The organism is Nocardioides luteus, from assembly GCF_015752315.1.
Taxonomy (GTDB): Bacteria; Actinomycetota; Actinomycetes; order Propionibacteriales; family Nocardioidaceae; genus Nocardioides.
On record NZ_JADOVJ010000001.1, the window covers coordinates 1392518 to 1411119 of the forward strand.

Below are 18602 nucleotides of genomic sequence, written 5' to 3' on the forward strand. Positions count from 1 at the left end.
AGTCTGTAGCTGTGGGCGACGAAAGTAGAGATTCGTCGCCCACAACTACAGACTCGCGCCCCAGAACCACCGATTCGGCGAGAGTCAGGCCGGAGCGCGGAAGAGCTCGAAGGTCGTACGCCGCCGCTCCTCGAACCCGAGGCCGAGGTAGACCGAGATGGCGCCGGTGTTGGCGACCGAGGCGTGCATCAGGGCGCGCGCACCGCGGGCGTGGATGTCGGCGGTGACGGCTCGGACGAGGCGGCCGGCGAGGCCGCGGCCACGGGCCTCGGGGGCGGTGCAGACGGCGCTGATCTCGATCCACCCGCCCGGGTGCATCCGCTGACCGGCCATCGCGACGAGCCGGCCCTCGTCGCGCAGTCCCAGATACGTACCCATCGTGTGGGTCGACTTCTCGAACGGTCCGGGCTCGGTGCGAGCGACGAGGTCGAGCATCTCGGGCACGTCGGCGGCGCCGAGCACGACCGCCTCGGGATCGGGGGCCGCGGCGACCCGAGCAGTCTCGACGAGCTGGACCCCTTCGCCGCCTCCGACCAGCTCCCAGCCTTCGCCGCAGACACCGGCGGCACCGGTGATCAGCGCGGTGCCGCCGGGGCCGACGGCCGCGGCCAGGTCACGCCATGCCTGAGCCGAACCCGGGTCGGAGACCGCGGCGAACGGCGAGACGTCGGGCCGGTAGCGACGAGCGAGCCCCGTGCCCTCGGCGAGCGAGGCGTGCGCACCGGTCAGCGAGTGCCAGACCGGGTTGTCGAGGACATCGTCGAGAAGAAGATCTGACTGCGAGACGGACACCCCAGGATTTTCCCACCACCCCATCAGGCACGGTTAACCCTTTTCGACAGGTGGATCCGATAATGGAGGAGTGCCTTCCGCTCTGCCTCCCGGCGATCCCGCCCCCACCGACGGGTCGCTCCCGGCCGACTCGCTGAGCACGCTGGGGGAGAAGGGCCTGGGCTTCTACGTCCACGTCCCGTTCTGCACGGTCCGGTGCGGCTACTGCGACTTCAACACCTACACGGCGGTCGAGCTCGGCGAAGGCGTGAGCAGGCAGACGTACGCCGACCAGGCCATCGAGGAGGTCAGGCTGGCGCGCCGGGTGCTCGGTGAGCGTGACAAGCACGTGGACACCGTCTTCTTCGGCGGCGGCACCCCGACGCTCCTGCCGGCGCAAGACCTCACCGGCATCCTCCGGGCGATCAAGGACGAGTTCGGCCTCGCCGACGACGTCGAGGTGACGACCGAGGCCAACCCCGACTCCGTCGACCTCGACTACCTGCGCGCGCTGCGCGAGGGCGGCTTCACCCGGCTCAGCTTCGGCATGCAGTCCGCGGTCCCGCACGTGCTGCACACCCTCGACCGCACCCACGACCCCGAGCGGGTCCCGCTGGTCGTGGAGTGGGCCCGCGAGGCGGGCTTCGAGCAGGTCTCCCTCGACCTCATCTACGGCACCCCGGGCGAGTCGATCGACGACTGGCGCACCAGCCTCGACACCGCGCTCGCCAGCAACCCCGACCACATCTCGGCCTACTCGCTCATCGTCGAGGACGGCACCGCCCTGGCCCGACGGGTCCGACGGGGCGAGCTCGAGATGCCCGACGAGGACGACCTGGCCGACAAGTACGAGCTGGCCGACGCCACCCTCCGAAAGCACGGCCTGACCTGGTACGAGGTCTCCAACTGGGCGACCGAGGAGAGCCAGCGCTGCCGCCACAACATGCTCTACTGGCAGGGCGGCGACTGGTGGGGTGTCGGCCCCGGCGCCCACAGCCACGTCGGCGGCACCCGGTGGTGGAACGTCAAGCACCCCAAGGCGTACGCGGACCGCATCGGTGCCAAGCAGAGCCCCGCCCACGCCCGCGAGGTCCTCGCCGAGGAGGACCGTCGGGTCGAGCGCGTCCTCCTCGAGCTCCGCCTCGCCGACGGCCTCCCGTCGGACGCCCTCGACGACGACGGCCGCACCGCCCTCCCCGAGCAGGTACGCCGCGGCCTGGTCACCGTCGACGGCGACACGATCGTGCTCACCGACACCGGAAGACTCCTCGCCGACGCGGTGGTCCGAGACCTGCTCCCCTGATCAGCCCTGAGAAGCCCTGAGGCTGGGACCTTGGTCCTGACCGAAGGATCAGGGGTGATCCTGATTGGTAAAGAGCCTCCGACAGGGGAGAGTGGAGCCATGGCAACCACAACCCTTTCCCGTCCTCAGAACGACAAATGGATCGCCGGTGTCTGCGGCGGCCTCGGCCAGCGTTTCGGCATCAACTCGAACCTGATCCGGCTGGCCTTCGTCCTCTCCTGCCTGCTTCCCGGACCGCAGGTGGTCGTGTATCTCGTGCTTTGGATCATCATGCCCAAGAAGTCGTCCTACTGATCCTCACCACCTCCCACCTCGGTGAGACACCTCGGCGAGAAACCGGCGTCGAGGTGGGTTAAATGTGGTGTCGTTGCGCACCATGCAGGTCATTGCAGCGAGCCTGATCGCGATCCTCGGAACACTCCTCGGGTCCGGCGCCACGTACGTCATCCAGCGAAGCACCGCCCGCCAGCAGCAGCTCCTCGCCCGGACCGAGAAGCTGCGTCAGGAGCGGGTGGACGCGTGCGCCTCCTACGCGAGCGCGCTCCTCGAGCTGCGGACCAGCCGCATGGACCGCTATCACGCCGTGGCCGCGGACCGGGAGGACCGCGAGCACGCCCGGCGCCGTTCCTACGAGGTCCGCGCGATCGCGCAGGGCGCCAGGATGAGGGTGCGGCTCCTCATCCCGGACCCCACGCTCATCGCCCTCGCCGACGAGGCGATCGAGGCAGCGCTGGCCATCAAGCCCCAGGAGCCGCACAAGGACTTCCTGGAGCGGATCGAGGCGTCCCAGGAGGCGGTCGACCGGTTCATCGACGCCTGCCGGGAGAGCGTCGCGCTGGAGTGATCTGGAGTGATGCAGCCTCAGACCGGCTCGGTGACGAAGTCGATCAGCTCCTCGACCCGCCCGAGCAGCTCGGGCTCGAGGTCGCCGAAGGAGTTCACGCGGCCGAGGATGTGCTTCCAGGCGCGGGCGATGTCGGCCTGGTCGCGGTGGGGCCAGCCCATGTGCTGGCAGATGCCCTTCTTCCACTCGATCGACCGCGGCACGTTCGGCCAGGTCTCCAGCCCGAGCCGGGCCGGCTTGACCGCCTGCCACACGTCGATGAACGGGTGACCGACGATCAGCACGTGCTGACCGACGGCGGAGCGCCGGATGGACTCCGCGATCCGGGCCTCCTTCGAGCCCTTGACCAGGTGGTCGACGAGCACCCCGACCCGCCGCTCGCGGCTGGGCCGGAAGTCGACCAGGTGGTCGGCGAGATCGTCGACACCGCCCAGGTATTCGACGACGACACCCTCGATCCGCAGGTCGTCGCCCCAGATCTTCTCGACCAGCTCGGCGTCGTGTCGTCCCTCGACGAAGATCCGCGACTCGCGCGCGACCCTCGCCTTGGCATCGGAGACGGCCACCGAGCCGGAGGCGGTGCGGGTCGGCTTCGCCGGTGCCGCGCGGGTCACCGGGGGAGTGAGGATGACCGGCTTGCCCTCGAGCCAGAAGCCGGGACCGAGCGGGAACGTACGCCGCTTGCCGTGCCGGTCCTCCAGGGTCAGCGTGTGCAGGTCGCGGTCGATCCGCACGATCTCGCCGACGAAGTCGGTCTCGACCTCCTCGACCACCGCGCCCAGCTCGGCGGGAGTCTCGACGGCGCGCCCGTGCTTGGGCTTCTTCCAGTCGCCGGCGAGGACATCGGAGCCGTAGCGATCGCTCATCCGGAGAAGGTTAGTGGAGTCAGCAGCGAGAACCGGTCAGCACGCGCCCGAGCTGCTCGAGAACCTCGTCCGGTGTGGCCGCGGTCTCCGGGAACCGGAAGGTCACGTGGTGGCCGCCGTCGAGGGTGATCCAGGAGACGTCGACGCTCTCCGCGGTGAGGTGGGAGAGGCGTACGCCCACGATGTGGCGCGGCCGGAGCCCGAGCCGCGCCGAGAGCGAACGGCACAGGTCGGCCTGGTGCTCGTCGTTGGCGTGGGCCGCGATGCGGACCAGCAGATCGTCGGCGATCATAGGACTCTCCAGTGGGGGCGGAAACGGTGAAACCATGGCTCTAAGGTCAGCCTAACCTAAGCCTATCTCGATAGCGAGAGAAGTAATCCGTGCCACAGAACGGAGCGGCCACCGGAAACTGGTTCCTGTGATACGAACCGGTAGGATTGGCACTCGCACGGAATGAGTGCCAGGCAGCCAGGGCGATAGGAGCGCAGATGCAGAACGAACGCAGGCTCTCCGTCCTCCGGGCGATCGTCGAGGACTACGTGAAGACCGAGGAGCCGGTCGGCTCCAAGGCGCTGGTGGAGCGTCACGGCCTCGGCGTCTCGCCCGCGACGGTACGCAACGACATGGCCGCGCTGGAGGAGGAGGGCTACATCACCGCCCCCCACACCAGCGCCGGACGGGTGCCCACCGACAAGGGCTACCGGCTCTTCGTCGACCGGCTGACCACGGTCAAGCCGATGACCGCGGCCGAGAAGCGGGCGATCGCCGGATTCCTCGACGGCGCGGTCGACCTCGACGACGTCGTGACCCGCTCGACCCGGCTGCTCTCCCAGCTGACCCGCCAGGTCGCGGTGGTGCAGTACCCGACGCTGAGCCGCTCGACCGTCCGTCACGTCGAGCTGGTCTCGCTGGCCCCGACCAGGCTCCTCCTCGTCCTCATCCTCAGCACCGGTCGTGTCGAGCAGCGGCTGCTCGAGGTGACCGAGGAGGTCTCCGAGGAGACCCTGGCCACGCTGCGCACGCAGATCAACTCGGCGGTCGCCGGCGTCGTCATCGCCGAGGCCGGCGAGGCGCTGCGCACGATCGCCCGCCCGGCCGGCCAGTCCGACGACGCCCCGCGGGACCCGCTCGCGTCCGCGGTGGCGGAGGCCCTGATCGAGGCGATGAACGACCACCGTTCCGACGAGCGGATCTCCATCGGCGGCACCAGCAACCTGGCCCGTTTCGGCGACAGCTTCGACACCGCCGTACGCCCGCTGCTGGAGGCCCTCGAGGAGCACGTCGTCCTGCTGAAGCTGATGGGCGAGGCGACCGCGGGCGGGCTGGTCACGGTGCGGATCGGTGCCGAGGGCCCCTACCAGGAGCTCTCCCAGACCAGCGTGGTCGCGACCGGCTACGGACCTGGCGACGAGGCCCTGGCCACGCTCGGCGTGGTCGGGCCGACCCGGATGGACTACCCCGGATCCATGGCAGCGGTGCGTGCGGTCGCGCGCTACCTCTCCCGGATCCTCGACGAGGCTTGAGCAGCAGACTCGATTCAAGGAAGATCAGCGAACTTCGATGGCAGGAATTACGTTGGACCCCTATGAGCTCCTCGGTGTCGACAAGGACGCCGACGACGCAACGATCAAGAAGGCGTACCGGAAGCTGGCGCGCCAGTACCACCCTGACGTCAACCCCGACGCGGAGTCGCAGGAGAAGTTCAAGGAGATCTCCCACGCCTACGAGGTGCTGAGCGACCCGCAGAAGCGGGCTGCGTACGACCGCGGCGGCGACCCGTTCGGCGGCGGCTTCGGTGCGCAGGGCGCCGGCTTCTCGTTCACCGACATCATGGACGCGTTCTTCGGTGGTGCCGGTGCCGGCACCGGCGGCGCCGGGCGCGGCCCCCGTCCCCGCGTACGCCGCGGGCAGGACGCCCTCATCCGGCTCGACATCGACCTGGCCGAGGCCGCCTTCGGCGTCACCCGCGACCTCAAGGTCGACACCGCGGTCGTCTGCGACACCTGCGGCGGCGAGGGTGCCGCCGAGGGTTCGCACCCGGTCCCGTGCGAGACCTGCCACGGGCAGGGCGAGGTCGCGGTCGTGCAGCGCTCCTTCCTGGGCGAGATCCGCACGCTGCGCCCGTGCTCGGCGTGCAACGGCTTCGGCACCGTCATCCCCGACCCGTGCCGCGACTGCAGCGGCGAGGGCCGGGTCCGCTCCCACCGCACCCTGACCGTCAAGATCCCGCCGGGCGTCGACGACGGCACCCGGGTGCAGCTCGCCGAGCAGGGTGAGATCGGTCCCGGCGGCGGCCCCGCCGGCGACCTCTACGTCGAGATCCACGTCGCCAAGCACGCCACCTTCACCCGCCGCGGCAACGACCTGCACTGCACCGCGAAGGTGCCGATGACCGCGGCCGCGCTCGGCACCACGCTCAACCTGCCGACGCTCGAGGCCGACCTCGTCGGTGACGGTGCCGACCAGATCGACCCCGAGGACGCCTCGATCCAGATCGACCTCAAGCCCGGCACCCAGTCCGGCACCGACCACGTCCTGCGCGGCCGTGGCGTGCCCGGCCTCCGTGGCGGTCGCGGCGACCTGATCGTGACCATCAACGTGGAGACCCCCACCAAGCTCGACCTCGAGCAGGAGGCGCTGCTGCGCCAGCTCGCGGAGATGCGCGGTGAGGAGTCCGTCCAGGGCCAGCTGAAGGCGGCCCACAAGGGCGGCGTCTTCTCCTGGTTCAAGGACACCCTGAACGGGCACTGAGACAGGCATACTGAGTCATGACCCTTCCCGTTCACCTCGTCGAGTCCCTCGCCGGCACCCGTGTCGGCGACGCCGTCGAGGTGAGCGGTGACGAGGGCCATCACGCAGTCGTCGTACGCCGCCTCCGGGTCGGCGAGGAGGTCGTGCTCACCGACGGCGCCGGCGAGGGCGTCACCGGCACGATCACCCAGACCACGAAGAAGTCGATGACCGTACGCGTCGACGAGATCATCATCGGCGACGCACCGCCCGAGCCCTCGCTGACGGTGGTCCAGGCACTGCCCAAGGGCGACCGGGGCGAGCTCGCCGTCGAGATGGTCACCGAGATCGGCGCCGCCCGCATCGTCCCGTGGGCAGCGGCCCGCTCGGTCGCCGTCTGGAAGGGCGAGCGGGCGGTCAAGTCGCTCGCCCGCTGGCGGGCCACCGCCCGCGAGGCCGCCAAGCAGTCCCGCCGGCTGTGGCACCCCGAGGTCGAGCCGCTGGCCACCACCGACGCCGTCGTGGCGATGATCGAAGCGGCCGACGTCGCCGTCGTCCTCCACGAGGAGGGCACCCTCCCGCTGGGTGCGGTTCCGGTCATCGACGAGGGTTCGATCCTCGTCGTGGTCGGCCCCGAGGGCGGCCTGACGGTGGACGAGATCGCCCTGTTCGAGAAGGCCGGCGCCACCACCATCCGCCTCGGCGGCGAGGTCCTGCGCACCTCCACCGCCGGTGTGGCGGCCTGCGCCGCCCTGCTGGCTCGCACCCGTCGCTGGGACTGACCTCCCGCTGCTCGGCGTGGTGGGTTCCTCCTTCGGGGGCGGCGAGTGAGTATGGAGGCATGAGCACACGTACTCGTCCGGCGGGTCTCGTCATCGCTCTCGCGCTCTGCGGCGTGCTGGCCGCCGGGTGCGGCGAGGAGGATGCCGTCGCCGAGGATCCGGAGACCTCGGCCCAGCCGTCCGAGCAGCCGTCGACGCTGCCACGCACCGCCGGGCTGATCACGCTCGCGGCTCCGGCCGAGGGCGAGACGGTGTCCGGCAGCTTCGAGGCCTCGGGCAAGGCCAACTCTCCCGAGGCCAACGTGCCCTGGGAGATCCGTGACACCACCGGCGAGACGGTGCTCGAGGGTCACGCGACCGCGGAGGGCTGGATGGACAAGCTCTACCCGTGGACCACGACGGTCGACGTCTCCGAGCTCGAGCCCGGGACGTACCTCTTCATCGCCCGCACCGACGACACCTCCGACGGCGAGGGGAAGCCTTCGGAGGAAGTCGGTGCCCGGATCACCGTCGAATAGGACATCATCGCTACCGTGATCCTCACCGAACGGCAGCTCAACCGGACCCTCCTGCTCCGCCAGCACCTGCTCTCGCGGGCCTCGCTCACGCCGGCCGAGATGATCGAGCACCTGATCGGCCTGCAGGCGCAGGACCAGCTGCCGCCGTTCCTGGCGCTGGCCGCCCGGCTGGAGTCGTTCGACCCCTTCACCGTCAGCGCCCAGCTCGAGTCGAGCGCGCTCGTCCGGCTCTCCACGCTGCGCTCGACGATCCACATGCACACCGCCGCCGACGCCGCGCTGATCCGGGCCTGGACCCAGCCGGTCCACGACTTCTACACCCAGCGGATCGAGATCGTCCGCCCGGCGGCGCAGCTGGAGGGCTTCGCGGCGGCGGTCGAGGACGTACTCGCCCTCGGCGCGCTGCCCAACGCCGCCCTGGAGGCCGGGCTGGTCGAGCACTACCCGGGCATCCCGTCCAAGGCCCTGGGCCTGCGGGCGCGCAACGAGCTGCCGCTGGTCCAGCTGCCGCCGCGGGGCCTGTGGAAGGGCTCGGGCGGGCTCGTCTACGACCTGCTGCCGCGCTGGACCGGTGTGCCCCCGGTGGTCGCGGACGACGTCGTCCCGGACCTGGCGCCCGGGATCGTACGCCGCTACCTGCTCGCCTTCGGGCCCGCGACCGCCGCCGACATCACCGCGTGGTCCTCGTTGACGCGCCTGGGCCCGGTGGTCAAGCGGATCGAGGGCCTGGTGACCTACCGCGACGAGGCCGGCAAGACCCTCTACGACGTGCCGGACGCTCCGCTCGCCACCGGCGAGGAGCATGCTCCGGTGCGACTGCTGGGGAAGTTCGACAACGTCTGGCTCTCCCACGCCAACCGCGAGCGGATCACCGCCGGGGGGACCCGGAAGGAGTGGGGGTTCGGGGGCGGCGGCTCGGTCATCATCGCCGGCGGCCACCTCATCGGCCTGTGGAAGCCGGTGGACGGCAAGGTGGAGATTCTCAAGCTGCTGCGCGACCTCACCCCCGACGAGCGCGACGAGCTCGCCGAGGAGACCGTACGCGTCGAGTCGCTGCTCGCGAGCTGACGCCGGAACTATCCAGTAGGAGTCGGGCGGACGGCCCGCGTAGCATGGAGGCACCAGCCTCATGACCAGAAAGGGCCCGCTCCGGGCATCCATGACCGATCGACACCCAAGTCCGCAACCGATCGATACCGCTACGACCGCTCCGGTCGTCTCGGGCTCCGCTACGACCAAGCACACCGTGGTCGTTCCGAACAGCGTCGACATGGTGACCGTCCTCGGCCCGGCCGATGAGCACCTCGGGATCATCGAGGCCCACTTCGACGCCGACGTGCACGTACGCGGCAACCGGATCACCCTCCACGGTGCCCCGAGCGAGATCGCGATGATCGAGCGGGTCCTGGAGGAGCTGGTCCAGATCATCCGCACCGGCCAGGGCGTGAGCGGCGAGACCGTCGAGCGTGTGATCAGCATGCTCCGGGCCGACACCACCGAGAAGCCGGCCGACGTGCTGAGCCTCAACATCCTCTCCAACCGTGGCCGCAGCATCCGCCCCAAGACGCTCAACCAGAAGCGCTACGTCGACGCGATCGACAAGCACACGATCACCTTCGGCATCGGCCCGGCGGGCACCGGAAAGACCTACCTCGCGGTCGCCAAGGCGGTCCAGGCGCTGCAGTCCAAGCAGGTCAACCGGATCATCCTGAGCCGTCCCGCGGTCGAGGCCGGCGAGAAGCTCGGCTTCCTGCCCGGCACCCTGACCGAGAAGATCGACCCCTACCTGCGCCCGCTCTACGACGCGCTGCACGACATGATGGACCCGGAGATGATCCCGAAGCTGATGGCCTCGGGCACCATCGAGGTCGCCCCGCTCGCGTTCCTCCGTGGACGCAGCCTCAACGACTCCTTCATCATCCTCGACGAGGCGCAGAACACCACGCCCGAGCAGATGAAGATGTTCCTGACCCGGCTCGGCTTCGGCTCCAAGATCGTGGTCACCGGTGACGCCACCCAGACCGACCTGCCCTCGGGGCAGAAGTCGGGCCTGCGGGTCGTCGAGGGCATCCTCGAGGACGTCAAGGACATCAGCTTCAACAACCTGACCAGCCACGACGTCGTCCGCCACCGACTGGTCGCCAAGATCGTCGCCGCCTACGAGGAGCACGACGTACGCAGCCAGACGCGGGCCTCGGGAGAGAAGCGATGAGCACCGAGATCATCAACGAGTCCGAGCAGGAGATCGACGTCGAGCACGTCGCCAAGCTCGCTCGCTTCCTGCTCGAGCAGCTGCGCGTGCACCCGCAGGCCGACCTCCGGATCAAGTTCGGCGACGAGGCCACGATCACCGAGCTCAACGAGCGCTACTTCGACACCGAGGGCCCGACCGACGTGCTCTCCTTCCCCGGCGACGAGCTCCTTCCCGGCCGCCTCGACGAGGAGCCGGAGGAGGGCGACCTGGGCGATATCATCATCGCCCCGACGATCGCGGCCAAGCAGGGCGAGGCGGCCGGCCACGGCACCGTGGCCGAGATCGAGCTGCTGACCACCCACGGCATCCTCCACCTGCTCGGCTACGACCATGTGGACCCCGACGAGCACGCCGAGATGTTCGGGCTGCAGGCCAAGCTGCTCAAGGCCTGGGGCTCCTCGGCCACCGCACCCGAGTAGGAGCACGAACCAACACCCATGGACGATGCGAGGCTGCTGATCGCAGCCGCAGTTCTGGTCCTGATCGCCGGCATCTTCTCGGCTGCCGACGCGGCGCTCAGCGCCTTCTCCCGCGCCCGTGCCGCGGAGCTCGTCTCCGAGGGCCGCGCCGGCGCCAAGCGCCTGGTCGCGGTGGTCGGTGACCCCGCCCGCTACCTCAACACGGTGCTGCTGCTGCGGCTGCTGTGCGAGATCGGGGCCACGGTGCTGGCCGCACTGTGGGCCTACGACCTCTACCAGGGCCGCTGGTGGCCGACGGTGCTCACCACGACCGCGGCCATGACCGTGGTCTCCTTCGTCGTCATCGGCGTCGGGCCGCGCACGCTGGGGCGCCAGCACCACGAAGGCATCGCGCTGGCGGTCGCCGGCCCGATCGGCGTGATCGCCACCGTCCTGGGGCCGATCCCCAGCCTGCTGATCATGCTCGGTAACGCCCTCACCCCCGGCAAGGGCTTCCGCAAGGGGCCGTTCTCGACGGAGACCGAGCTGCGCGAGCTGGTCGACATCGCCGAGGCCAGCGACCTGATCGAGGCCGACGAGCGCCGGATGATCCACTCGGTCTTCGAGCTCGGCGACACCCGTGCCCGCGAGGTGATGGTGCCCCGCGGCGACATCGTCTTCCTGGAGCGCCGCAAGACCCTGCGCCAGGCGCTGTCGCTGTTCCTGCGCTCGGGCTACTCCCGGATGCCGGTGATCGACGAGAGCCTCGACGACATCATCGGGATGGTCTATCTCAAGGACGTCGTCGCCCGCGACTTCGAGGCGCCCGAGGTCGAGACCACCCAGCGGGTCGAGTCGCTGATGCGGCAGCCGACCTGGGTGCCCGACTCCAAGCCGGTCGACGAGCTGCTCGCCGAGATGCAGCAGCACCGGCAGCACATCGCGGTCGTCGTCGACGAGTACGGCGGCACCGCCGGCCTGATCACCATCGAGGACATCCTCGAGGAGATCGTCGGCGAGATCACCGACGAGTACGACGTCGAGGACCGCGAGCCCCTCCACCTCGGCGACGGCTCCTGGCGGGTGCCCTCCCGCTTCCTGGTCAGCGACCTCGAGGAGCTGATCGGGTTCCCCGTCGAGGAGGACGACGTCGACTCCGTACGCGGTCTGATGGCCAAGCACCTCGGCCTGGTGCCGATCCCCGGCTCCGAGGTCGAGGCGCACGGACTCTGCTTCGTGGCCGAGGAGGCTGCGGGCCGGCGCAACCGGATCGGTACCGTACGCATCAGCGCCGTCGTCCCGGACGAGCCCGAGGCCGACGACGAGGACGAGCACAGCGAGAAGACGGACCGGACGAAGCCGGAGCGGTCCAAGGCGGACCGATCCAGGTCGGACCGGGTGAAGACGGACAGGACGAAAGAGGCCCATGCCTGAGCAGAGTGAGCTGTCGGTGGAGGACCGCAAGCTGGTGACCCTGGCCCGCGCGACGCGCGCCCGCACCGGCGCGGCCGAAGGAGCAGCCGTACGCGACCTCGACGGCCGCACCTACGCGGCCGCCACCGTGGACCTGCCATCGCTCCAGGTCTCCGCGGTCGGCGTCTGCGTGGCGATGGCGGTGGCCTCCGGCTCCAAGGGCCTCGAGGCCGTCGTCGTGCTCGGCGAGGCCGATGCGCCCGCGGCGAACGACCTGGCGGCCGTGAAGGACTTCGCCGGTGAGGACGTCCCGGTCCTCCTCGGCGACCCGCGCGGCACGCTGGTCACCTCTGCGCGCTCATAGCCCCGAGCCGGCGCGGCGCGCGGTGAGGGCCGCGTGCAGCAGCGGCAGGTCCTCGGCGCGGGTCGCGTCCAGGCCGGTCAGCTCGGTCACCCGGCGGATCCGGTTGTCGACCGTGTTGGGATGGACGTGCAGTGTCGAGGCGGTCCGGCGGCGGTTGAGCCCGCTCGCCAGGAAGACCTGCAGGGTCTCGCCGAGATCGTCGTGGCCGTCGAGCGGGTCGAGCAACGTCGCGAGCAGGTCCCGGCCGGCGCCGGCCCGTGACAGCTGGTGCTCGAGCACCACGTCGACCAGCCGGTAGAGACCGGGCGGCCTGCCCAGCCGCAGCGCGACCTCGAGGACCTCGCGGGAGAGCCGTGCCGCCTCCGGGACCTCGGACGGTGTCGCGACGGCGACACCGACGTGGATGTCGGCCCCGGCGGCCCGGCGTACGTCGCCCAGGATCCGCTCCAGGCGCACGATGTCCGCCGACGAGCTCTCCCCGGGGGCCGTCGCGATCGGAATCAGTGCCTGGCCGCCGTCGGTGGCCGGGATCCAGAGCACCGTCTCGCGGTAGTGCCTGCTCAGCTCCTCGTGGATGCGCCGCAGCTTCCAGCGGGCGGCCACGAGCGGGTCGATGCCCGGGTCCGACTCGTCGGGGTGGGCGCCGGCCGCCAGCGTGGCGACCAGGTAGGAGGCGGGCAGCGTCATCCCGGCACGGCCGGCCGCCTCGTGGATGTCGCCACCCTCCACCAGGGTGTTGACCAGGAGCGTCCGCGAGGCCGCCTGCTCGGCCAGCGCGGTCCTGGTGTGCTGGGCGTACCCGGCCGCCACCGCGACCGCGATGTGCTCGAGGAAGCCCATCGCGATGCGCAGGACGGCGTGCACCGTCTCCACGTCCTCGGGTCGCGCCCCGGCGAGCGCCGTGTCCGCGCAGACGCGCACGCCACGGTGGTAGGCGGCGACCACCATCTCGAACGGCACGCCCTCCTCGGCACGGCGTGCGGCCGACTCGGCCAGGTCCGCCAGCGCCGCGTCGTCAGGCCGTCCGTCCGTGTCGAGCGCCGTCACGAAGAGCCGGAGGGCGCGCACCACGACCCGGCGTACATCTCCCTGGAGCAGCTCCGTCGGCAGGCGGGCGTAGACGGGCAGCTCCGCCCGGAGGACGCCGAGCACCTCGTCGGTGAGCTCCGGGATCCGGGTCGAGAGGATCTGGGTGACCTCGTGGCCACCGATGAGCCAGCTGCTGGAACCTGTCACAAGGCCATCGTGGCAGATGCCGGGCGCCCCCACCCTGCGCTGTGATCCGTCACAGCCGACGCCGGGAAACTCTGGCTCCGCTCCCACCTCCGAGCACCGGCGAGGTGCCCCAGCATCGTGGGGACGGCTCTTCGGCCGCGACGACGATCTGGGAGGAAGAGATGAGACGGTACGTACGGCGTGGTGCGGCCCTGCTGGGAGCGGGTGCGGCGGCGGTCGCCCTGGTCATCGGGCCGGGTGGAGCGGGGCCGGCCTCGGCGGCCGGCTCGGTGAAGATGGTCGCCCTCGGCGACTCCTCGGCAGCGGGTCCGCTGGTGGGGACCCAGAACAGCCTGGACTGCCTGCGCTCGACCACGAACTGGCCGGCCGTCGCCGCGCGGGCGATCGGTGCGCAGCTGACCGACGTGACCTGCTCGGGTGCGACCACCGCCGACCTGACCGGGCGCCGGTTCGGCTACATCGCCCCGCAGCTCGACGCGGTCACCGCCGACACCGACATCGTCACGTTGGCGATCGGCGCCAACGACATCAACATGGGCGGCACCGTGATCGGCTGCACCCAGCCGTTGCCCGAGCCCCTCGGAGTCTCGTGCAAGTCGTGGATGACGGCGGGCGGTGACACCACCGACGCCCAGCTCGCCGCCGTTCAGCCGAAGATCGTCGACGCAGTCGACCGGATCCACACCCGGGCGCCCGGTGCCACGGTCCACCTGGTCGGCTACCTGCGCTACTGGGACGCGACCGGCTGCTACCCGACCGACCCGATCTGGACCGTCGACGCCCAGTGGCTTCAGTCCGTCTTCGACCGGACCAACGCGATGATCCGGCGGGCCGCGACGGAGAGCGGAGCGACCTACATCGACATCGCCACGCCGAGCACGGGCCACGGCGTCTGCGCCCCCTACGCGAGCAAGTGGGTCGAGGGTCTCATCCCGACCAGTGCCGCCGCGCCGTACCACCCCAACCAGAGCGGCATGGACGCCGCCGGAGCCGTCGTCGCCGCGGCGATCGGTCGATAGGTCCTAGCGAGCGGCTCGGTGCCCGCCCGCTCCGCCGGCCCCGCCGGACTCGGCGAGGAGCGGGAGGGTGCCGAGCTCGATCGTGACGTGGATCCCGTCCTCGTCGCGGTAGGCGGTCAGGCCGTTCATGGTGGCCATGTCGACGCCCTTCTCGCGCATGTGCACCACGATCTGGTCGATCGCCAGCGCGAGCCGTGCCTGGGACACGGACTTGTTGCGCCACTTGACCTGGTTCTCGGTGAAGTAGGGGGTTGCCTTCTCGGCGAGCGTTGCCACAGCGTCACGGTGGGCAGCACTGGACATGGGACCCTCCAGGGTGCGCGATATGGGGGGAGTCGACGGGAGCAGTCGGGGCTTGCGACTGTAAGCGAACTAACCAAAAAATCGAAACCGGAGATCGATCGCGAGCGTAAAGTGGATCGAGTGACGGGTGAGACTGGTTGGCAACGACACAACGAAGCCGTCGAGCGGCTGACGACCTCCTACGCGAAGATCCCCGACGGGGCTCCCGTCAGGCTCGCCAAGCGCACCACCAACCTCTTCCGGGCCCGGGCCGCGACCAGCGCCCCGGGTCTCGACGTCTCCGGACTGGGTGGTGTGATCGAGGTCGACGCCGAGGCGGGCACGGCCGACGTACAGGGCATGTGCACCTACGAGGACCTCGTCGACGCGACCCTGGTGCACGGGATGATCCCCTACGTGGTGCCGCAGCTGCGCACGATCACGCTGGGCGGCGCGGTGACGGGCATGGGCATCGAGGCCACGAGCTTCCGCAACGGGATGCCCCACGAGTCGGTGCTCGAGATGGACATCCTCACCGGCTCGGGCGAGATCGTCACGACCCGTCCTGGTCAGGACCTCTTCGACACCTTCCCCAACTCCTACGGCTCCCTCGGCTACGCCACCCGGCTCAAGATCAAGCTGGAGAAGGTGCCGGGATACGTCGCCCTGCGGCACCTACGCTTCGACGACCTCGGCCTGCTGACCAAGACGATCGCGCAGATCACCGAGACCAGGACGTACGAGGGGGAGCGGGTCGACGGGCTCGACGGTGTCGCCTTCGAGCCGGGGGAGTACTACCTGACCCTCGCGACCTGGACCGAGAGGGCGTCGCAGACCCCCAGCGACTACGGCGGCCAGCAGATCTACTACCGGTCGATCCAGCAGCGAGACACCGACCTCCTGACCACCTATGACTACCTGTGGCGCTGGGACACCGACTGGTTCTGGTGCTCGGGGGCCTTCGGGGCGCAGAACAAGTACCTGCGCCGCGTGTGGCCTCGCCGGCTGCGCCGCTCCGACGTCTACATGAAGCTGGTCGGCCTGGACCGGAAGTTCGGCATCGCCGACAAGCTCGACGCGCGCGCCGGGCGGCTGCTGCGGGAGCGGGTGATCCAGGACATCGAGGTCCCGGTCGAGAACCTGCCCGCCTTCCTGGAGTGGTTCGACGCCGAGATCGGGATGCGGCCGGTGTGGCTGTGCCCGTTGGTCTCCACCGGGACGAGCACGGGCGGGAAATGGCCGACCTACCCGCTCGAGGCGGGCCGGACGTACGTCAACGTCGGCTTCTGGGGCACGGTCCATGTCGGCCCCAGCGCCGTCAACGCCCCCAAGAACCGCGCGATCGAGACGCAGGTGCACGAGCTCGGCGGGCATAAATCGCTCTACTCCGAGGCGTTCTACGACAAGGATGTCTTCGACGCTCTCTACGACGGGGACAACCTCGCGGCCGTGAAGGCGAGGTACGACCCCGGCAACCGGTTGACCGATCTGTACAGCAAGGCGGTGAAGAGACTGTGAACCATATTGCAGAGACCATCAACGAACTCTTCGACGGTGGGCTGCCGATCAAGCTCACCGCGTACGACGGCAGCGTGGCCGGCGACAGGGACTCCGAGTTCGGCATGGAGATCCTCAACCCGCGCGGGCTCGCGTTCCTGCTGACCGCGCCGGGCGACCTCGGTCTGGCCCGCGCCTACGTCAGCGGCGACATGGCTCTCCACGGCATCCATCCGGGCGACCCCTACCCGCTCCTGGACCTGATCCTGGACAAGACCGACTTCAAGCGGCCGAGTGCCCGCGAGACGATCGAGCTCGTCCGCGCCCTCGGGGTGACGAACTTCGTCCCGCCGAAGCCACCGCCGCAGGAGCACCTGCCGGCGTGGCGGCAGCGGGCAGAGAACGTACGCCACCTCTCCGGTCGCGCGCTCAGCGCGCTGCCGTGGACGCGGCACTCGCCCGAGCGCGACGCCGACGCGATCCACCACCACTACGACGTCTCCAACACCTTCTACGAGTACGTCCTGGGTCCGTCGATGACCTACACCTGTGCTCTCTACCCGACCGACGACGCCACCCTCGAGGAGGCGCAGGCGGCCAAGTACGACCTGATCTGCCGCAAGCTCGGCCTCGAGCCCGGGATGCGGCTGCTCGACATCGGCTGCGGCTGGGGCGGGATGGTGCGCCACGCCGCCAAGCACTTCGGGGTGAAGGCGCTCGGCGTGACCCTGTCGCGCGAGCAGGCCAACTGGGCCCAGCAGGCGATCAAGGCCGACCGTCTCGACGACGTCGCCGAGGTGCGCTTCTCCGACTACCGCGACGTGGTCGAGGGGGACTTCGACGCGGTCAGCTCCATCGGGCTCACCGAGCACATCGGCGTGGCCAACTACCCGTCCTACTTCGGCTTCATCAAGGGCAAGCTGCGTGACGGGGGCCGGCTGCTCAACCACTGCATCACCCGTCCCGACAACGTCTCCAAGGCGAACGCGGGGGCCTTCATCGACCGTTACGTCTTCCCCGACGGCGAGCTGATCGGCTCGGGGACCATCGTCACCGCGATCGAGAACACCGGCCTCGAGGTGCAGCACCACGAGAACATCCGGGTCCACTACGCCAAGACGCTCACGGCGTGGAACGACAACCTCCGCGACAACTGGGACGCCTGCGTCGACGAGGTCGGCCTCGGCACCGCGAAGGTCTGGGGGATCTACATGGCCGGTTCCCGGATCGGCTTCGAGCGCAACAACATCCAGCTCCACCACGTGCTCGCCACCAAGACCGTAGACGGGGTCTCCGGCTACCCGCTGCGGCACACCTTCTGAGGAAGACACGCGTGGGTGAAGGTGGCGTGCCACCTTCACCCACGCGGTGATCTCCTCACCCGCCGGCGGGTCCGCCGCCGATGCCGATCTCGTTGCCGTCGGGGTCGCGGAAGATGGTCTTGCGCACCCCGTTCTCGTACGTCTCCTCCGACTCCGGCCGCAGCCCCCGGTCCGCGATCGCGGCAAGCCGGGCGTCGAGGTCGTCGACGAAGAGGGTGACGAACCCGTGGCCGGCGATCTCCGGCTTCTGCTCGACGTAGACGTAGCGGTGCTCGGCCGCCTCGAAGACGGCCTCGACCTCGTTCGGGTGGAACGCGACCTCGCCGAGCAGCTTCTCGTACCAGGGCACGGCGGCGGCGAGGCTCGTCACCGGGAGGCCCGCGAAGAGGTCGACCATGTCAGAACCTCCACCGGGTCGCGCCGTACGGCTCGACGCACTGGACCGCGTGCGCCGAGGTGGCCTCGAGCCGGTGCACGTGCCACGGCGCGGGGCCGGCGCTCTGTGCGTTGAAGGGCGCGGTCAGCGCGTCCCCGGACTCGTCGACCTCGGCCGGCCAGCCCTCGTGGTCGTGGTAGCGCCTCGCCACGCGGGCGAGCTCCTCGCCCAGCACCCGGGTGGCACGGCCCTCGACCACCAGGTCGAATTCGCGCACCGAGAGCGAGATGGCACAGCGGGGGTCGCGCGCCAGGTTGCGGCCGCGGCGCGTCCGCGGGCCGGTGACGAGGTGGAAGGAACCGTCGAACCAGATCGCGCCGACCGCGTTCACGTGCGGGCCGCCGTCGGCGTTGATCGTGCTGGCCCAGGTCGTGTAGCGCCCGGGCTCGCCCTCCTGCGACCCGGGGCCCTGGTCGAACCCGGCCTCCAGCCGCGTGGTCACCTCCGCCCAGGACATCGGCGGGGCGTCGTACATCTCGGCGAGGTTGTAGGTCTCCATGAGCTGTCTCCTTCGACTGGACAGGACTATTCACCTGTTCCACGAACGAGTCACGCCCACATCGACA

General features: G+C 70.1%; 22 protein-coding genes. 15 read left to right on the forward strand and 7 right to left on the reverse strand.

Annotation, left to right across the window (positions count from 1 at the left end; all coding sequences use genetic code 11):
* Positions 1 to 84: 84 nt before the first annotated feature.
* Positions 85 to 792 (reverse strand): GNAT family N-acetyltransferase, encoded by a 708-nt coding sequence (locus tag HD557_RS28915; RefSeq protein ID WP_196873322.1) that lies wholly within the window; start codon positions 790 to 792, stop codon positions 85 to 87.
* A gap of 70 nt (positions 793 to 862) precedes the next feature.
* On the opposite strand from HD557_RS28915, the gene hemW reads away from it, so the two are divergent.
* The 3 genes from hemW to HD557_RS06650 all read left to right on the forward strand — a co-directional run bounded on the left by hemW (position 863) and on the right by HD557_RS06650 (position 2918).
* Positions 863 to 2074, forward strand: coding sequence for a radical SAM family heme chaperone HemW (gene hemW / locus HD557_RS06640; RefSeq protein WP_196873323.1), 1212 nt, complete (start codon positions 863 to 865; stop codon positions 2072 to 2074).
* A gap of 99 nt (positions 2075 to 2173) precedes the next feature.
* The gene (locus tag HD557_RS06645; protein ID WP_040757357.1) at positions 2174 to 2368 is read left to right on the forward strand and encodes a PspC domain-containing protein; all 195 of its coding nucleotides are present in this window, start codon (positions 2174 to 2176) and stop codon (positions 2366 to 2368) included.
* 67 nt (positions 2369 to 2435) lie between these two features.
* Positions 2436 to 2918: a hypothetical protein gene (locus HD557_RS06650; RefSeq protein WP_008363748.1), complete on the forward strand. Its 483-nt coding sequence runs from the start codon at positions 2436 to 2438 to the stop codon at positions 2916 to 2918.
* 17 nt (positions 2919 to 2935) lie between these two features.
* On the opposite strand, the gene HD557_RS06655 is transcribed toward HD557_RS06650, so the two are convergent.
* Together HD557_RS06655 and HD557_RS06660 are read right to left on the reverse strand one after the other, a co-directional pair.
* Positions 2936 to 3784: a DUF3097 domain-containing protein gene (locus HD557_RS06655; protein WP_196873324.1), complete on the reverse strand. Its 849-nt coding sequence runs from the start codon at positions 3782 to 3784 to the stop codon at positions 2936 to 2938.
* A 19-nt stretch (positions 3785 to 3803) separates the two neighbouring features.
* Positions 3804 to 4076: a hypothetical protein gene (locus tag HD557_RS06660; RefSeq protein WP_196873325.1), complete on the reverse strand. Its 273-nt coding sequence runs from the start codon at positions 4074 to 4076 to the stop codon at positions 3804 to 3806.
* Positions 4077 to 4273: 197 nt separating this feature from the next.
* On the opposite strand from HD557_RS06660, the gene hrcA reads away from it, so the two are divergent.
* From hrcA to HD557_RS06705, 9 genes are all read left to right on the forward strand, one after another.
* The gene (hrcA, locus tag HD557_RS06665) at positions 4274 to 5308 is read left to right on the forward strand and encodes a heat-inducible transcriptional repressor HrcA (protein WP_196873326.1); all 1035 of its coding nucleotides are present in this window, start codon (positions 4274 to 4276) and stop codon (positions 5306 to 5308) included.
* A 46-nt stretch (positions 5309 to 5354) separates the two neighbouring features.
* Complete coding sequence (gene dnaJ, locus HD557_RS06670) at positions 5355 to 6536, forward strand: molecular chaperone DnaJ (RefSeq protein ID WP_307785738.1); 1182 nt, start codon at positions 5355 to 5357, stop codon at positions 6534 to 6536.
* Between the two features lie 17 nt (positions 6537 to 6553).
* Positions 6554 to 7297 carry a 16S rRNA (uracil(1498)-N(3))-methyltransferase gene (locus tag HD557_RS06675; protein ID WP_008363755.1) on the forward strand — a complete coding sequence of 248 codons (744 nt, stop codon included), beginning with the start codon at positions 6554 to 6556 and terminating at the stop codon, positions 7295 to 7297.
* A gap of 59 nt (positions 7298 to 7356) precedes the next feature.
* Positions 7357 to 7815, forward strand: a complete 459-nt coding sequence (locus HD557_RS06680) for a Gmad2 immunoglobulin-like domain-containing protein (RefSeq protein ID WP_196873327.1) — start codon at positions 7357 to 7359, stop codon at positions 7813 to 7815.
* A 15-nt stretch (positions 7816 to 7830) separates the two neighbouring features.
* Positions 7831 to 8883 carry a winged helix DNA-binding domain-containing protein gene (locus HD557_RS06685; protein ID WP_196873328.1) on the forward strand — a complete coding sequence of 351 codons (1053 nt, stop codon included), beginning with the start codon at positions 7831 to 7833 and terminating at the stop codon, positions 8881 to 8883.
* A gap of 202 nt (positions 8884 to 9085) precedes the next feature.
* Positions 9086 to 10027 (forward strand): PhoH family protein, encoded by a 942-nt coding sequence (locus tag HD557_RS06690; protein ID WP_231380797.1) that lies wholly within the window; start codon positions 9086 to 9088, stop codon positions 10025 to 10027.
* Entirely contained in the window at positions 10024 to 10488 is a 465-nt protein-coding gene (gene ybeY, locus HD557_RS06695; RefSeq protein WP_008363762.1) for an rRNA maturation RNase YbeY, read from the forward strand. The genes HD557_RS06690 and ybeY overlap by 4 nt, the downstream gene beginning before the upstream one ends.
* Positions 10489 to 10506: 18 nt before the next feature.
* The gene (locus tag HD557_RS06700) at positions 10507 to 11901 is read left to right on the forward strand and encodes a hemolysin family protein (RefSeq protein WP_196873329.1); all 1395 of its coding nucleotides are present in this window, start codon (positions 10507 to 10509) and stop codon (positions 11899 to 11901) included.
* Positions 11894 to 12244, forward strand: coding sequence for a cytidine deaminase (locus HD557_RS06705; protein ID WP_196873330.1), 351 nt, complete (start codon positions 11894 to 11896; stop codon positions 12242 to 12244). The genes HD557_RS06700 and HD557_RS06705 overlap by 8 nt, the downstream gene beginning before the upstream one ends.
* Here HD557_RS06705 and HD557_RS28920 read toward each other — a convergent pair.
* A complete protein-coding gene (locus tag HD557_RS28920; RefSeq protein WP_196873331.1) occupies positions 12239 to 13480 on the reverse strand; it encodes a PucR family transcriptional regulator in 1242 nt (413 codons plus the stop codon). The genes HD557_RS06705 and HD557_RS28920 overlap by 6 nt on opposite strands.
* 161 nt (positions 13481 to 13641) lie before the next feature.
* On the opposite strand from HD557_RS28920, the gene HD557_RS06715 reads away from it, so the two are divergent.
* On the forward strand, positions 13642 to 14499 hold the full coding sequence (locus HD557_RS06715; protein ID WP_196873332.1) for an SGNH/GDSL hydrolase family protein: 858 nt from the start codon (positions 13642 to 13644) through the stop codon (positions 14497 to 14499).
* Between the two features lie 3 nt (positions 14500 to 14502).
* On the opposite strand, the gene HD557_RS06720 is transcribed toward HD557_RS06715, so the two are convergent.
* Positions 14503 to 14802 (reverse strand): hypothetical protein, encoded by a 300-nt coding sequence (locus HD557_RS06720; RefSeq protein WP_196873333.1) that lies wholly within the window; start codon positions 14800 to 14802, stop codon positions 14503 to 14505.
* Positions 14803 to 14922: 120 nt separating this feature from the next.
* On the opposite strand from HD557_RS06720, the gene HD557_RS06725 reads away from it, so the two are divergent.
* Both HD557_RS06725 and HD557_RS06730 read left to right on the forward strand, forming a co-directional pair.
* Positions 14923 to 16299 carry an FAD-binding oxidoreductase gene (locus tag HD557_RS06725; protein ID WP_196873334.1) on the forward strand — a complete coding sequence of 459 codons (1377 nt, stop codon included), beginning with the start codon at positions 14923 to 14925 and terminating at the stop codon, positions 16297 to 16299.
* Entirely contained in the window at positions 16296 to 17600 is a 1305-nt protein-coding gene (locus HD557_RS06730) for a class I SAM-dependent methyltransferase (protein ID WP_008363769.1), read from the forward strand. The genes HD557_RS06725 and HD557_RS06730 overlap by 4 nt, the downstream gene beginning before the upstream one ends.
* A gap of 55 nt (positions 17601 to 17655) precedes the next feature.
* Here the strand turns inward: HD557_RS06730 and HD557_RS06735 are convergent, their stop codons facing one another.
* Positions 17656 to 17997, reverse strand: a complete 342-nt coding sequence (locus HD557_RS06735; RefSeq protein ID WP_196873335.1) for a VOC family protein — start codon at positions 17995 to 17997, stop codon at positions 17656 to 17658.
* Between the two features lies 1 nt (position 17998).
* Complete coding sequence (locus tag HD557_RS06740) at positions 17999 to 18535, reverse strand: pyridoxamine 5'-phosphate oxidase family protein (protein ID WP_196873336.1); 537 nt, start codon at positions 18533 to 18535, stop codon at positions 17999 to 18001.
* Positions 18536 to 18602: the final 67 nt, after the last annotated feature.

Coding starts and splice junctions, on each gene's coding strand:
- HD557_RS06705 (WP_196873330.1), top strand. CDS start 11,894: ATGCCTGAGCAGAGTGAGCTGTCGGTGGAGGACCGCAAGCTGGTGACC.
- HD557_RS06735 (WP_196873335.1), bottom strand. CDS start 17,997: ATGGTCGACCTCTTCGCGGGCCTCCCGGTGACGAGCCTCGCCGCCGCC.
- HD557_RS06700 (WP_196873329.1), top strand. CDS start 10,507: ATGGACGATGCGAGGCTGCTGATCGCAGCCGCAGTTCTGGTCCTGATC.
- HD557_RS06660 (WP_196873325.1), bottom strand. CDS start 4,076: ATGATCGCCGACGATCTGCTGGTCCGCATCGCGGCCCACGCCAACGAC.
- ybeY (WP_008363762.1), top strand. CDS start 10,024: ATGAGCACCGAGATCATCAACGAGTCCGAGCAGGAGATCGACGTCGAG.
- hrcA (WP_196873326.1), top strand. CDS start 4,274: ATGCAGAACGAACGCAGGCTCTCCGTCCTCCGGGCGATCGTCGAGGAC.
- HD557_RS06645 (WP_040757357.1), top strand. CDS start 2,174: ATGGCAACCACAACCCTTTCCCGTCCTCAGAACGACAAATGGATCGCC.
- HD557_RS06680 (WP_196873327.1), top strand. CDS start 7,357: ATGAGCACACGTACTCGTCCGGCGGGTCTCGTCATCGCTCTCGCGCTC.
- HD557_RS06690 (WP_231380797.1), top strand. CDS start 9,086: ATGGTGACCGTCCTCGGCCCGGCCGATGAGCACCTCGGGATCATCGAG.
- HD557_RS06715 (WP_196873332.1), top strand. CDS start 13,642: ATGAGACGGTACGTACGGCGTGGTGCGGCCCTGCTGGGAGCGGGTGCG.
- HD557_RS06720 (WP_196873333.1), bottom strand. CDS start 14,802: ATGTCCAGTGCTGCCCACCGTGACGCTGTGGCAACGCTCGCCGAGAAG.
- HD557_RS06655 (WP_196873324.1), bottom strand. CDS start 3,784: ATGAGCGATCGCTACGGCTCCGATGTCCTCGCCGGCGACTGGAAGAAG.
- HD557_RS06740 (WP_196873336.1), bottom strand. CDS start 18,535: ATGGAGACCTACAACCTCGCCGAGATGTACGACGCCCCGCCGATGTCC.
- HD557_RS06675 (WP_008363755.1), top strand. CDS start 6,554: ATGACCCTTCCCGTTCACCTCGTCGAGTCCCTCGCCGGCACCCGTGTC.